At 70.8% G+C, this 14,794-nt stretch carries 9 protein-coding genes; 6 read left to right on the forward strand and 3 right to left on the reverse strand.

Annotation, left to right across the window (positions count from 1 at the left end; genetic code table 11):
- Positions 1 to 268 precede the first annotated feature (268 nt).
- On the forward strand, positions 269 to 1,906 hold the full coding sequence (locus AC2EWF_RS12460; protein WP_483639682.1) for a sensor histidine kinase: 1,638 nt from the start codon (positions 269 to 271) through the stop codon (positions 1,904 to 1,906).
- Positions 1,903 to 2,298 (forward strand): response regulator, encoded by a 396-nt coding sequence (locus AC2EWF_RS12465; RefSeq protein ID WP_483639683.1) that lies wholly within the window; start codon positions 1,903 to 1,905, stop codon positions 2,296 to 2,298. The genes AC2EWF_RS12460 and AC2EWF_RS12465 overlap by 4 nt, the downstream gene beginning before the upstream one ends.
- Here the strand turns inward: AC2EWF_RS12465 and glgX are convergent.
- From glgX to glgP (AC2EWF_RS12480), 3 genes are read right to left on the reverse strand one after another with little or no spacing between them, the layout of a single operon-like run.
- Positions 2,295 to 6,278 carry a glycogen debranching protein GlgX gene (gene glgX / locus AC2EWF_RS12470; RefSeq protein WP_483639684.1) on the reverse strand — a complete coding sequence of 1,328 codons (3,984 nt, stop codon included), beginning with the start codon at positions 6,276 to 6,278 and terminating at the stop codon, positions 2,295 to 2,297. The genes AC2EWF_RS12465 and glgX overlap by 4 nt on opposite strands.
- Positions 6,279 to 6,283: 5 nt before the next feature.
- Complete coding sequence (gene glgB / locus AC2EWF_RS12475) at positions 6,284 to 8,506, reverse strand: 1,4-alpha-glucan branching protein GlgB (RefSeq protein ID WP_483639685.1); 2,223 nt, start codon at positions 8,504 to 8,506, stop codon at positions 6,284 to 6,286.
- Complete coding sequence (glgP, locus tag AC2EWF_RS12480) at positions 8,499 to 10,259, reverse strand: alpha-glucan family phosphorylase (RefSeq protein ID WP_483639686.1); 1,761 nt, start codon at positions 10,257 to 10,259, stop codon at positions 8,499 to 8,501. Before glgP (AC2EWF_RS12480) ends, glgB begins: the two co-directional genes overlap by 8 nt.
- An 11-nt stretch (positions 10,260 to 10,270) precedes the next feature.
- Between glgP (AC2EWF_RS12480) and AC2EWF_RS12485 the strand changes: the two genes are divergently transcribed.
- Genes AC2EWF_RS12485 through glgP (AC2EWF_RS12500) form a run of 4 tightly spaced genes read left to right on the forward strand, consistent with a single transcriptional unit; the run spans position 10,271 to position 14,779 of the window.
- Positions 10,271 to 10,411: a hypothetical protein gene (locus AC2EWF_RS12485; protein WP_483639687.1), complete on the forward strand. Its 141-nt coding sequence runs from the start codon at positions 10,271 to 10,273 to the stop codon at positions 10,409 to 10,411.
- 47 nt (positions 10,412 to 10,458) lie between these two features.
- Positions 10,459 to 12,036 carry a glycogen synthase GlgA gene (glgA, locus tag AC2EWF_RS12490; RefSeq protein WP_483639688.1) on the forward strand — a complete coding sequence of 526 codons (1,578 nt, stop codon included), beginning with the start codon at positions 10,459 to 10,461 and terminating at the stop codon, positions 12,034 to 12,036.
- Between the two features lie 18 nt (positions 12,037 to 12,054).
- Positions 12,055 to 12,270, forward strand: a complete 216-nt coding sequence (locus tag AC2EWF_RS12495) for a DUF2934 domain-containing protein (RefSeq protein ID WP_483639689.1) — start codon at positions 12,055 to 12,057, stop codon at positions 12,268 to 12,270.
- 13 nt (positions 12,271 to 12,283) lie between these two features.
- Positions 12,284 to 14,779, forward strand: a complete 2,496-nt coding sequence (glgP, locus tag AC2EWF_RS12500; protein ID WP_483639690.1) for an alpha-glucan family phosphorylase — start codon at positions 12,284 to 12,286, stop codon at positions 14,777 to 14,779.
- Positions 14,780 to 14,794: the final 15 nt, after the last annotated feature.

The following is a 14,794-nucleotide window of genomic DNA, read 5'->3' on the forward strand; positions in this document are numbered from 1 at the left end:
TTGCCACGGCATGCGGGCAGGATTTTCACCGGATTTTCTCCCCGCCACGGAAACAGGGACGGGGCGGTGAATCCGTCATTGCCGCAAAGCGTTTCGAGGCTGCTGCAAGAGGCTTTAATTTCCCGTGCCGGGAAAATGCGCGGCGGAAATGTAAAGTAATACCGAATTAACGGAAAAATATCGCGGCGATCATTCGGATCGAAAAGAATATGGTTGTTTTAGTCGCGCTCCATTGCCTGAGAAGAGTCGCCATCTGCGGGGAGGGGAGATGGTCGCCAACCCGGCAAATACCGGTGTTCCGGAGTCGGTGCCGACCTCGTCACCCGCCAGTTACGCCGCGGGGGACGGCGGTGTTGTATTGCCTTCGCAGCCGGGTACCCACGCGGAGCTGCGTTCGCTCAATCGCCTGAACGAGGCAGGCAGGCGCCTGTGGCAGGCGAGAAGCCTGGCGCAAGGGCTGCAGGAGATGCTCGTCGCGACCATCGACCTGCTCGGGGCCGACATGGGCAACGTGCAGGTCTTCGATGCCGAACGCCACGTGTTGCACATCGCCGCCCAGCAGGGCTTCGACGAGGACTTCATCGAATTCTTCCGCGAGGTTTCGGCCGAAGACGACAGCGCCTGCGGCAGGGCGCTGCGAAGTTTGCAGGCGGTGGTCATCGAGGACATCGAACAGGAGGACTCCTACTCGCGTTATCTGGATGCGGCGCGTGACGCGGGATATCGCGCCGTGGTGTCCGTGCCTTTCTGCAGCTTCCGCAGTGAAGTGCTGGGGGTGCTCTCCGCGCATTTCCGATCACCCCGGCGGCCGACGGCATTCGAACTTCACCAGCTGGCCTTGTACGGCCGGCTCGCGGCGGCCTTCGTGGAGCGCTGGCAATCCGACGAGCAGGCATTGCGCGAGAACGAGGAGCGGCTTCGCCTCGCGCTCGACACCGGCGGCCTATCCACCTGGGACTGGCATATCGCCGACGATGCTTCCGTCTGGAATGCGCAGCATTACGAGCTGCTGGGGTACCGGCCCGACGCGGTACCGGCCAGCTATGACGCCTGGGTAGAGCGCCTGCATCCCGACGACCGCGCGATGGTCGTCCGCGACTGGCAGGCGGCGGCGCGTGACCACCGCGAGTTCGCGTTGCCATACCGGATCCTGCGGCCGGACGGCGCCCTGCGCTGGTGCGCGATCCGGGGGCGGTTCTTCTACGGGGCGGAGGGACGCGCGGTGCGCATGATCGCCGTGGTGGACGACATCACCGAACGGCGGTGCGCGGAAGAAGCCCAGCGGGTGCTGGTCGCCGAATTGCAGCACCGCAGCCGCAACCTGTTGACGGTGGTGCAATCGATTGCCGTGCAGACCAGGGAGACGACCGCGACGCGCGACGAGTTCGAGGAAGGTTTCCTGCAGCGGCTGCACAGCCTGGCGCGGGTCCATGGCCTGCTGTCGAACGAGAACCGTGCGCCGGTCACGGTCGGCGACCTGCTGAAGGTGGAGTTCGACGCGTTCTGCTCGGAGTTCGATTACCTGAAGATCGAACTGTCGGGACCCGAGGTGGCCCTGGAATACCGCACGGCCCAGGCGCTGGCGCTGGGCATCCACGAGCTGGCGACGAATGCGCTCAAGCATGGGGCGCTGGCCGCGCATTGCGCGCGGGGCAGGCTTGCCGTCGCCTGGCAGCTGGAGGGCGTGGGTCCCGACCGCCGCCTGGTCTTCGAGTGGCGCGAAGACGGGCTGCTGCCGCCTCGGGGGATGGATGGCAAAGCGCACGGCTACGGCCGCACGCTCATCGAGGAAGACCTGCCCTACAGCCTCTCGGCGCAGACGAAGTTCGAACTGTCTCGCGACGCCCTGTACTGCCGGATCAGCGTCCCGTTCGGGCAGGGGGCGCGGGAAGGGGAGCGCGCATGAACACGGGGGCGTTGCCGCTCGAAGGGTGGCGGATCCTGCTGGTCGAGGACAATTTCGGCATCGCCAAGAGCCTGGCCATGCTCTTCAGGCGCTATGGCGCCAGCGTCGTCGGGCCCGCGGGCACCGTCGAGGACGCCATGGCGCTGGTCGAGGCGGAGCCGCGCATCGACGGTGCCGTGCTCGACGTCAACGTGCGCGACCGGCTGGTCTATCCGGTCGCCGACGCCCTGCGCAGGCGGCAGGTACGCATGGTGTTCGTCACCGGCTACGACCGGGATTACATCGCGCCGGATTTCGCCGATGCCCCTTGCATGCTGAAGCCGTGGAATGCGGAGCGGCTGATGAAAGTGCTTCGCGGTTGCGACGAAGCCGATCCGCCCCCGCTTGCCTAGCGGCACCGCCTCCGCAAAGCGGTGTCCGCGCGGCGGCGCGGCGAAAGCGCCTCCGCCGTGTCGCGCAGCCGCGCATCCGTCGCCAGCGCTTCCAGGTCCACCGTCAGGCGCTGGCGCCAGTTGGGCGCCACGTCGCCCAGGCCCGGCAGGTTCGCTTGGCGCGGCATGCCGATGACGTCCTCGATCTGCACCACGGCCAGGCGGCTGGCGCAGGCGGCGAGGAAGCGGTGCGCGGCGAGCGGTTCCAGCGGATCGCCGTCGCCCTGCGCATACGGAGCGAGGGCCGCCGCCAGCATGTCCACGGCGCGGCGCCGCCCGTCGCGCGCCGCATGCGCCTGCCACGGGGTTTCGTACAGGCCCAGGGCCTCGCGTTCCTCGATGTCCCGGCCCGCGGCGAAGCCGGCCAGGGTCGGCAAGTCGTGGGTCGACACCACGGCCATGCTCAGCGGGGTGTAGTCCCCCGGGGCGGTGAAGCGCCCGGCGCGGTCGCGCTCGAAGTACATCACGCGGTAGCCAAGCATGTTCGCGTCGCGCATGCGCTCGCGCAGGCCGGCCGGCACCACGCCCAGGTCCTCGCCGATCACCGCGCAGCGATGCCGCAGGCTTGCCTGCGCCACCCGGCGCAGCAGCGCATCGAAGGGATAGCCCATATAGGCGCCGTGCGTGGCGTCTTCGCCGCGCGGCACCCAGAACTGGCGCAGCAGGCCCATCACGTGATCCAGCCGCACGGCGCCGGCATGCCGCATCGCCGCGGACAGCAGCGCGTCGAACGGCGCGAAATCCAGCTCGGCCAGGCGCTGCGGGCGCCACGGCGGCACGCCCCAGGTCTGGCCGCGCGCGGCGAAGGCGTCGGGCGGCGCGCCGAGCTCGGCGTCGAGCGCCACCAGGCCGGGCCATTGCCAACACTCGGAGCCGTCCGCCACTGCGCCCAGCGCAAGGTCCGTGATCATGCCCAGCTGCATGCCGGCGGCGCCGGCGCAGGCGGCGGCATGGCGCCACTGCCGGCTGGCGAGCCACTGCAGGTAGATGTGGAAGTCCACTTCGGCGGCATGCTGGTGCGCGAAGCTCGCGACCTCGGCCGAGCCGGGATCGCGCAGCGGCGGCGGCCATTCCGCCCATGGCACGGGCCGGCCGGCGCGCTGTTCAATGTCGCCGCGCAAGGTCTCGAATACCGCGTGCCGCAGCAGGAGTACGCCGCCTTCGCAGCGGAAGCGCTCGAACGCCATGCCTTCCGCGCTGAGCTGCGCCTGCAGGTGCTCGCGGCGGAAGTCCTGGTACAGCAGCTCCAGCGCGTGGTGTTTCAGCGCGCCGGCCGCCGCGCGGTCGACCAGGGAAGCGCTGCGCAGCCGCGCCAGCTCGGCGCGCGTGTCCGCGCGGTCGAGCCAGGCCAGGTAGTCGCGCGGCGGATCGGCGCCCGCCGCCTGCGGCACCGCGATGAACAGCGGATCGAGCCACAGCCGGTTGCAGGGTGCGTAGGGTGAGGCCTGCCGCGGGCGGTGCAGCGACAAGGCATGCAGCGGGCCGAGCTGGATGCCGTCGGCGCCCAGGCCGGCCAGGGTCTCGGCGAGGCGGGCCAGGTCGTCGAAGTCGCCGATCCCCCAGTTCTGTTTCGAGCGCAGGCTGTACAGCTGTACGGACAGCGCCCAGCGGCCGGGCGGCGAGGCCAGCGCGGCGGGCAGCCAGCACGGTTCCGTCGGCGCGGACGGCGCGGGCGGGCCGGCATGCGCCGGAGGTCCGGCGGCGTCCAGCAATCGGCGCAGGCTCGCGGCGGGTGCCTGGCGCAGGCCGCCGAGCGCATCCACATAGGTCTCGGCCAGCCCGGCTGCGGCTGCCTCACCAGCCAGGTCGGCGGGGATGCCGAAGCCGGCGGAGCGACATGGCACCAGCGCCAACAGTCCACCGGGCGGCACCACTACCGGATCGCCCGGTGCATGCAGGCCGCCGGCGCCGTCCTGCGCGGTGGCGTCGCTGTCGAGCACCACCAGCCAGCCGTCCACGCCCCGCGGCGAGGGCAGGCGGAACGGCAGCGGCGAGGCGCCGGCGTTGCAGGCGAGGAACAGGCGGTCCCGCTCCCCACCGTGCAGCGGGCCGGCAACCAGGACGCCCAGCCCCGGCTGCGTGCCGTCGTTCCACGCATCGCCTGCAAGCACGCTGCCGTCCGGCTGCAGCCAGCGGATGTCCTGATCGTCCGGCTCGCCCGACGGCGGAACGCCGGTAAAGAACGCGTCTCCGTCGAGCAGGTGCAGCCCGCGGCGCAAGGCCAGCGCCCGCCTGACGAAGGCGCGCAGGTCGCGCTGGGCGTCGCCGCGCGCCGACCAGTCCAGCCAGCTCAGCTCGTTGTCCTGGCAGAACGCGTTGTTGTTGCCGTGCTGCGTCTGCGAGAGTTCGTCGCCGGCCAGCAGCATCGGCACGCCGCGCGAGAGCAGCAGGGTGCCGAGCAGGGCGCAGCGCCGGCGGCGGCGCCGGGCCAGCACTTCCGCATCGCCGGTGTCGCCTTCCACGCCGAGGTTGTCGCTCCAGTTCGTGTCGCTGCCGTCGCGGTTGTCGTAGCCGTTGGCGCCGTTGTGCTTGTCGGCGTAGGCGGTGAGGTCGGCCAGGGTGAAGCCGTCGTGGCAGGTGACGAAGTTGATGCCGGACAGCGGGCCGCGGCCGCTGCGCGCGAACACGTCGCTGGAGCCGGCCAGGCGCGTCGCCAGTTCGCCGCGCAGGCCGGCGTCGCCGCGCCAGTAGCGCCTGACGCCGTCGCGGTAGCGGTCGTTCCATTCGCGGATGGGGGCGGGAAACTCGCCGAGGGCATGGCCGTGCGCGGTGGCGTCCCAGGGTTCCGCGATCAGCTTCAGGTCGCGCAGCTCCGGGTCGTCGGCGATCGCCCGCCACAAGGGCGCGTCGGCGTCGAACACGCCCGTCCCGCCGCGCCCCAGCACGGTGGCGAGATCGAAGCGGAAGCCGTCCACGCCGATCTCGCAGGCCCAGTAGCGCAGCGCCGCGTGGCACAGCGCCACCACCGCCGGCTGCGCGGCGTCCAGCGTGTTGCCGCAGCCGGAATCGTTCGCATAGAGCTCCGGGTGGCCCGGCTCCAGCCGGTAGTACGAGGCGTTGTCCAGGCCGCGCAGGGAGAGCGTGGGGCCGAACGCGTCGGTCTCGGCCGTGTGGTTGAACACCACGTCGAGGATCACCTCCAGGCCGGCGGCGTGCAGCCGGTCCACCACCTTCGCCAGGCCGAGCGCGTTGCCGCCGGCCAGGTAGGGTTCGTGGACGGCCAGCGGCGCGATCGGGTTGTAGCCCCAGTAGTCAGTGAGCCGGCGGCGCACGAGGTGCAGCTCGTCGAGAAAGGCAGCCACCGGCATCAGCTCCAGCGTGGTGACGCCGAGCCCGCGCCAGTGGTCGATCAGGGCCGGCTCGGCCAGCGCCGCCAGGCTGCCGCGCAGGGACTCGGGCACCTCGGGGTGGCGCATGCTGAAGCCCTTGACGTGCAATTCGCACAACACGGTGTCGCGCCACGGCGTGCGCGGCCGCGGCGGCCGTCGCGACAGCGGCGGCAGCGGCGCGGTGACCAGGCATTTGGGCACGCACGGAGCGCTGTCCTGCGTGTCGGTGGCCGTGGCCTCGTGCGGGGCGCCGTCGGTGTAGCCGAACACGGCGTCGTCCCAGATGAAGCTGCCCTGCAGCGCGCGGGCGCAGGGGTCGATCAGCAGCTTGCGGGGATTGAAGCGATGCCCTTGCCGCGGCGCATAGGGTCCGTAGGCGCGCAGGCCGTACACCAGCCCGGGGCGGGCGCCTTCCAGATAGCCGTGCCAGATGTCGCCACTGCGGGCGGGCAGCGGCAGGCGCGCAGTTTCGCGCGCGCCGCTTTCGTCGAACAGGCACCATTCGATCCGCACGGCGTTGCGCGAATACACCGCGAGGTTGACGCCGTGGCCGTCCCAGTGCGCACCGAGCGGTTGCGGCGTTCCTGCGGCAAGGGCCAGCGGTGCGTGCATGGCGGCTATGCGTCGGGCGCGAGCAGGATCAGCGCGGCCAGCGGCGGCAGCGTCAGCGCGAGCGAGCAGGGCATGCCGTGCCAGGGCATGCCGTCGGAGGAGACGCTGCCGCCGTTGCCCATGCCGCTGCCGCCGTAGTCGCGCGCATCGCTGTTGAACACCTCGCGGTAACGCCCCGCGCGCGGTACGCCGACGCGGTACCCCAGGCGCGGCACCGGTGTAAAGTTGCATGCCACCACGACGGATTCGCGCGGGTCGTCGCCCATCCGCCGCCAGGCGAGCACGCTCTGCTCCTTGTCGCTGCAGTCGATCCATTCGAAGCCGCCACCCTCGCAATCCCTGCGATGCAGGCTGCCCAGCGTGCGATGGAGACGGTTGAGGTCGCGCACCAGGCGCTGCACGCCCCGGTGGTCCGGGTCGGCGAGCAGGTACCAGTCGAGTTCGCCGTCGTGGTTCCACTCGCGCTCCTGCGCGAACTCGCCGCCCATGAACAGCAGCTTCTTGCCGGGCTGGGTGTACTGGAACGCCAGGTACAGGCGCAGGTTGGCCAGCCGCTGCCAGCGGTCGCCCGGCATCTTGTCGAGCAGCGCACCCTTGCCGTGCACTACCTCGTCGTGCGACAGCGGCAGCACGAAGTTCTCGCTGAACGCATACAGCAGGCCGAAGGTGAGCTGGTCGTGGTGATAGCGCCGGTGCACCGGATCGTGCCGAATGTAGGCCAGTGTGTCGTTCATCCAGCCCATGTTCCATTTGAAATCGAAGCCGAGCCCGCCGTCGTGGGGCGGCCGGGTCACCATGGGCCAGGCGGTGGATTCCTCCGCGACGGTCACGGCGCCCGCCGGCGCCTCGGTGTGCACGATCTCGTTGAAACGGCGCAGGAAGGCCTCCGCTTCCAGGTTCTCGCGCCCGCCGTGGCGGTTGGGCAGCCACTGGCCGGGTGCGCGGTCGTAGTCCAGGTAAAGCATGGAGGCGACGGCGTCCACCCGCAGGCCGTCGAAGTGGAAATCCCTGAGCCAGTACAGCGCGTTGGCGACCAGGAAATTGGCCACCTCGCGCCGGCCGTAGTTGTAGGCCGCGGTGCCCCAGGCCGGGTGGTAGCCCAGGCGCGGGTCCTCGTGCTCGTACAGGCAGCTGCCGTCGAAGCGTTCCAGGCCGTGGGCATCGCGCGGGAAATGCGCCGGCACCCAGTCGAGCAGCACGCCCAGGCCCGCCGCGTGGCAGCGGTCGACGAAGCGGCGCAGCCCGTCCGGCGCACCCCAGCGCGCGGAGGGGGCGAACAGCGCAGTGGGCTGGTAGCCCCAGGAGCCGGCGAAGGGGTGCTCGTTCACCGGCAGCAGTTCAAGGTGAGTGAAGCCCAGCTCGCACGCATAGGAGATCAGCGCGTCGGCCAGTTCGTCGTAGTCCAGCGGCGAGCCGTCGGCGTGCCGCCGCCACGAGCCGAGGTGCACTTCGTAGATCGCCATCGGCGCGCTGCGCGGCGTGGCGGATGCGCGCCGCGCCATCCATGCCTGGTCGCTCCAGGCAAATGGCGCGGCGCCGCTGACGCGTGAGGCAGTGCCTGGCGGCAGCTCGGTGGCGAAGGCATAGGGATCGGACTTCAGCACGCCGCCGCCGCTGCGCGTGCGCAGCTCGAACTTGTACAGCTCGCCCGCACCGACGCCGGGAACGAAAATCTCCCACACGCCGCACTCGAACCGCCGCCGCATCGCGTGCACGCGGCCGTCCCAGCGGTTGAACGGACCCACCACGCTGACGCGTTCGGCGTTGGGCGCCCACACCGCGAAGGCCGTGCCGTCGATGCCGTCCATGCGGCGCGGGTGCGCGCCGAGCACCTCGTAGGCGCGCCAGTGGCTGCCCTCGGCCAGCAGGTGGCAGTCCAGTTCGCCCAGCAGTGGCGGGAAGGCGTAAGGGTCGTCCAGCTCGCGCACGCCTTGCGCATCGTGGACGCGCAGGCGGTAGGCGAAACGACCTTCGGCGGCGGCCACCGTGCCGGCGAAGAAGCCCTCCGCGCCTGCCGGGGACAAGGTGCCGCGACGCCGGCCGGAGCCGCGCTCGACCACCTCGACGCGCTGCACGCCTGGCAGGAAGCAGCAGACCTTCACCGCTCCGGGATCGCCGGCCGCATGCATGCCGAGCACGCCCCAGGGATCGGCATGCTCGCCGCGGCCCAGACGGTCGGCGTCGTCGGCCCGTGGCGCTTTCCCGCATCGGATGGCCGGCTCAGACATGCGTGCCGGTCGGCTGCGCGCCGTGGCGCGGGAGATACGCCTCCGCGACGTAGGACAGCATCATGCGGTGCGTGTTGAAGGCGCTGCCGATCTTGCTGATCGACTGCTGCATCATCCAGATCCAGCGTTGCCGGTGCTCGTAGTAGAGGGGAAGCACCACGTGTTCGAGCTTGTCGTAGAGATGCTCCGCGCTGGGCGCGTGCGCGTCGCCGGCGTCGCCGATGGCCCAGCCGGTGACGCCCTCGATGCAGCCCTCGATCCACCAGCCGTCCAGCACGCTGAGGTTGAGCACGCCGTTGATGGCCGCCTTCATCCCGCTGGTGCCGGAGGCTTCCTGCGGCGGTTCGGGCGTGTTGAGCCAGACGTCCGCTCCCGCCACCACGACTGGTGCGATGCTGATGTCGTAATTGGGCATGAAGGCGACGCGCAATTCCGGGGCGAGCGCGCGGATCGCCTGGTGGAGCTGCCGGATCAGGTCCTTGGCCGGCGCGTCGTGTGGATGCGCCTTGCCCGCGAACACCAGCTGGAACGGATGCCTGGCGTGGATGGCCTTGAGCCGCTCCAGGTCGCTGAACAGCAGGCTGGGGCGCTTGTAGGTGGCGACGCGGCGCGCGAAGCCGATGACCGGCAGCTCCGGATCGAGCGTGGTGTTGGCGATGCGCCGGGCGAGCGCGACGAGGTCCGACCTGGCGCAGATGTGCGCCTGCCATACCTCGTCGGGTGGGAGCTGGTCGAAGCGCAGCATGTCCGACGGCAGCTCGCTCCAGCTCCTGGAGTGGCGGTTGAAGAGTTTGGCGAAGGCCGGGTGCGTCCAGCTGGGCACGTGGATGCCGTTGGTGACGGCGCGGATCTGGTAATCGGGAAACATGCGGGTGGTGGTTTCCGCATGTCGCACCGCGACGCCGTTGATGTATCCGCTGAGCGACAGCGCCAGCCGCGTCATGTTGAGGCGGTCGTTGCCCGCCAGCTGGCGCAGCTGGTCCAGCTCGACGTAGCCCTGCAGCAGGTGGCCGAAGAGTTCGTAGGAAAAATGGTCGTGCCCGGCCTCGACCGGAGTGTGCGTGGTGAAGACACAGCGCTCGCGCACGCGCCCCACGTCGTAGCGCAGCTGGCCGGCGTGGACCTGGTCCGGCGGCCGCGGATGGCGGCGCAGCAGGTCCAGCGCGAGCAGGGCCGCATGCCCTTCGTTGAGGTGGTAGCGGGCGATCTGGAAACCCAGCGCCGCCACGGCGCGCAGGCCGCCGATGCCCAGCACGATTTCCTGCTTGAGGCGATAGGCGCTGTCGCCGCCGTAAAGCGCGTCCGTGATGGACCGGTCCCCCGGCTGGTTCTCGGGGAGGTCGGTGTCCAGCAGCAGCACCGGGGCCGACTTGCCCGCGGGATTCCCGAGCACGTACAGCCAGGGGCGCACCCATACCTCGCGGCCCTCGATCAGCAGCGCGACCTTGGCGCGCAGCGGCGTGGCGTGGTCTTCCGGCGTCCACGGGTCGGGATGGTCGACCTGGGCGCCGTCGGCATCGATGTCCTGGCGCAGGTAGCCGCGGCGGTAGAGCAGCGTGACGAACACCATCGGCAGCGCGAGGTCGGCGCTGGTGCGCACGGTATCGCCCGCGAGCACGCCCAGGCCGCCGCTGTAGGTGTGGATCTCCGCGCTCAGCGCGATCTCCATGGAGAAGTACGCCACGCTGGTCCGCCCCAGGTAGGGGCCGATGGTGGCCTTGGCGGTTTGCGGCGCGATACCGGCTGCGTTCATGGCGATTCCGCGTGAGCTTGCGCTGCCTGCCCGGCGGCCTCTCCGCGCGGCTTCGTGCGGTGCGGCGCGGCGGCGCGGCGTGGATGGATCCGGAAACCACTATCGCGCCGCGTTCGCGGCACGCCTTGATCCTGATCAACACCGCGCCGTAGTGCCCACGTAACGTCGAACGCCGACACGGCCGAACGACGGGTGTGCGATGCGTGCGATCCACGACAAGATGTCCGCGGGTGCGGCGATGGCCAGGACGACGGCGCCGAAGGTGCTGTTCGTCGCTTCGGAAATTTTCCCGCTGGCCAAGACCGGCGGCCTGGCCGATGTGTGCGGCGCGCTGCCGCAGGCGCTGGCGGGCCGGGGCATCGACGTGCGCATGCTGATGCCCGGTTACGCGGAGGCGCTCGATCGCGTCGTCGCCCCGCAGGTCATCGCCGACCTGGGCGAGCTCCTGCCCGGGGCGCCGGTGCGCATCGTCGGCGGCTGGATGCCCGATTCCGGCCTGCCGGTATGGCTGGTCGACTGTCCGCCGCTGTATCGGCGCAGCGGCTCGCTGTACCGGGACGCCGACGGCTGCGACTGGCCCGACAACGGCCTGCGCTTTGCGGTGCTGAACCATGCGGCGGCCCGCATCGCGACGGCCGGCCATGCCGTCGGGTGGTGTCCGGACATCGTCCATGCGCATGACTGGCATGCCGGCCTGCTGCCTCTGCTCCTGCACCGCTGCGGCGGCGAGCGGCCGAAGACCGTGTTCACCGTGCACAACATGGCCTTCCAGGGACTGTTCCCGCTGCGCGACGTGCCGGCGCTGGGCCTGCCGCCGTTCGCGGCCACGCTGGACGGCGCCGAGTTCTACGGCCGGCTGTCGTTCCTCAAGGCCGGCATCCGCTTCGCCGACGTCGTCACCACGGTCAGCCGCAACTACGCCCGTGAAATCGCCACGCCGGAGTTCGGCTGCGGCATGGACGGCCTGATCCGGGCGCGGCGCGGCGCCGTGGGCATCCTGAACGGCATCGACGAACACGTGTGGAACCCGGCCACCGACGACTGCCTCGCGCAGCGCTATTCGCGCGACAACATGCTCGGCAAGCACGCCTGCAAGGTGGCGCTGCAGCAACAGCTTGGGCTGGATGCCGATCCCGCGGCGCCGCTGGTCGAATCCGTCTGCCGCCTCACGCGCCAGAAGATGGCCGACGTGGTGCTGGCCCGCCTGCCGGATCTGCTGCAGCGGCATCCGCGCCTGCAGATGGTCGTGCACGGTTGCGGCGACGCTGCGCTGGAGCACGGCTTCGCCGCCATGGCCGCGGCGTTTCCAGGGCGCATGGCGGCGCACATCGGCTACGACGAAAAGCTGGCGCACCAGCTGCACGGCGGCGCCGACATCCTGTTGCACGGGGCCCGCTTCGAGCCCTGCGGCCTGACCCAGCTGTACGCCATGCGCTACGGCGCCATTCCCGTGGTGCGTCGTGTCGGCGGTCTTGCCGACAGCGTGATCGACGTGGCCGCGGCCGACGGGCATGGCGACGGCTTCATCGGATTCGTGTTCGATGCGCCCACCGGCGAGGCGCTGGTGGCGGCGGTGGACCGTTGCCTGGCGGTTTACGAGGAGGCGCCGCAGACCTGGGTGAGGTTCCGCCGTTCGGCGATGTCCGGCGACTACGGTTGGCGACGCTCGGCCGTCAGGTACGCCAGGGTCTATGCGGGCGTGGCGCCGTCGCTGCAGGGCTGGGGCGACGTGTTCGAAGAGCACCGTGGTGATGCGCCGGTGCGCGCCGTCTCCTGAGTCCGCGAGGAATCCGTCATGCCCGCAACGGAGCAGCATCAGCCTGGCGAGGACCGGCCGGAGCCGCGGCCGCCGCATGCGTGGCTGCCCACGCCCATCGACGCCGAGGCGCGCCGCTCGATGATCGCGCAGGCCGCCTACTTCCGCGCCGAGAAGCGCGGCTTCGCCGCGGGTTGCGAGCTGGACGACTGGTTCGAAGCCGAGCGCGAGATCGCCCGCATGCTCGACGAGTGACCCATCGCCGCGCATGTATCCCGTCCCGCCACGTGTCCTTCCTCCTGGCCTCGAAGCGCTGACCGAGCTGGCGCTCGACCTGCGCTGGACCTGGAACCACGCGGTGGACGCGCTGTGGATGGAGGTGGACGCCGGCTTGTGGAACCACACGCACAGCCCATGGGTGGTGTTGCAGAACGCTCCCCTGCACCGGCTCGAGCAACTGGCCGGTGACGAAGCCTTCGTCGCGCAGGTGCAGGCGGCGGCGGAAGACCGGCGCCGCTACCTCGATGCGCCCGGACTGTGCGCGGTCCGCTCGCCGCGCGACATGCCCCGCGGCGTGGCCTACTTCAGCATGGAGTTCGGCCTCAGCGAGGCCTTGCCGCTGTATGCGGGCGGACTGGGCGTGCTGGCCGGCGACTACCTCAAGACGGCCAGCGACCTGGGCCTGCCGATGGTCGGTGTCGGCCTGCTCTACCAGGAGGGCTACTTCCGCCAGACCATCGACACCGGCGGCAGCCAGCGTGAGGCCTTTCCGTACAGCGACCCCACCGGCCTGCCGATCCAGCCCGTGCTCGGCCCGGAGGGCGCCTGGCTGGAACTGGAGCTGCCGCTGCCGGGCAGGGTGCTGCGCCTGCGCGTGTGGCAGGCGAACGTCGGGCGGGTGCGCCTCTATCTGCTGGACAGCAACCATGTGCGCAACGGGCCGGTGGATCGCGGCATCACCTCCAAGCTGTACGGCGGCGGCGCGGAGCTGCGCCTGCTGCAGGAGGTGGTGCTGGGCATCGGCGGGTGGGCGCTGCTGGACACCCTGGACAGCAAGGTGGACGTTTGCCACCTCAACGAGGGGCACGCGGCGCTGGCCGTGCTGGAGCGCGCCAGGCGCTGCATGCGCAGGCAGAACCTGTCCTTCCGCGAGGCCTGGTGGGCGACGCGCGCCGGCAACGTGTTCACCACCCACACGCCCGTAGCCGCGGGTTTCGACGCCTTCGCCCCCTCGCTGATCTACAAGTACGCGCGGGACCTGCTGGCCGACTGCCGGCTGTCGCTGCGCGAGCTGCTGGCGCTGGGGCGCGCCGATCCCGCCGACGACCGTGAACCCTTCAACATGACTTACCTCGCGCTGCGCGGTTGCGCGCAGTCCAGCGCGGTGAGCCGCCTGCATGGCGCGGTGAGCCGCGAGCTGTTCGGCGGCCTGTACCCGCGCTGGCCGATCGACGAGGTGCCGGTGCGGCACGTCACCAACGGCGTGCACGTGCCGTCGTGGGATTCCAGCTGGGCGGATGCGCTGTGGACGACGGCATGCGGCAAGGATCGCTGGCTGGGCGACTCGGCCTGCCTGGCGTCGCCGGTGGCCACCTGCGACGACGCGGTGCTGTGGGAGCTCGCCGCGAACGAGCGGCGCGACCTCGTCCGCTACGCGCGCGACCGCCTGGCCCGGCAGCTCGGGCAACGCGGCGAATCCCCGCAGCGGGTCGCCGTGGCCGGGCAGGTGCTCGATCCAAACATCCTGACCCTGGGCCTCGCCCGCCGGTTCGCCGAATACAAGCGCATGAACCTGCTGCTGCAGGACAAGGAGCGCCTGGCGCGCATGCTGACGGACGCGGCGCGGCCGATGCAGCTCATCATCGCCGGAAAGGCCCATCCCGACGACGAACTGGGCAAGCAGCAGGTGCGCGCCTGGGTGGAGTTCACGCAGCGCCCCGAGCTGCGCGGGCGCGTGGTGTTCCTCGAGGACTACGACCTCGCGCTGGCGCAGCAGCTGGTGCAGGGCGTGGACGTCTGGATCAACACGCCGCGCCGTCCCTGGGAGGCCTGCGGCACCAGCGGCATGAAGGCGCTGGTGAACGGCGGGCTCAATCTCTCCGCGCTGGACGGATGGTGGGCGGAAGCGTACGACCCGGCCTGCGGCTGGGCCATCGACGGGCATGGCGGCGACGCCGAGGATGCGCAGTGCCTGTACCGACTGCTTGAGGAAGAGGTGGCCCCGTGCTTCTACGAGCGCGACATGCAGGACATCCCGCGCCGGTGGATCGAGCGCATGCGCGCCAGCATGGCGCGGCTCGCGCCGCAGTTCAGCAGCAACCGGATGCTGCTGGACTATCTGGACCGGTTCTACGTTCCCGCCACGCGCGCCTTCGGCCGCCGCCAGCTGCAGGGGGCCCGCCTGGGGCGCGACCTGACCGCGTGGAGCGCCGCGGTGTCGGCGCACTGGCACGAAGTGCGCTTCGGCGAAGTCGATGTCCGGGCCGAAGGCGACCAGTGGCGCTTCCATGTGCACGTCTACCTGGGCGACGTACGCCTGGAGCGGGTGAGGGTGGAGCTCTACGCCGAAGCGGGCGACGGCCTGCCCGCGGCGTGCATTCCCATGCACGGCGGCGAACCCATCGTCGGCGCCATCGGCGGCCACGCGTTCGCGGCGCTCGCCCCGGCGACCCGTGCCGCAGACCGCTACACGGCGCGCGTGCGCCCCTGGCACGAGGATGCCTTTCTGCCTGCCGAGCTGCCGCTCGTCCTGTGGCAGCGCTGAACCGGCACGATGCCA

It is taken from the genome of Rhodanobacter sp. sgz306013 (assembly GCF_057031145.1).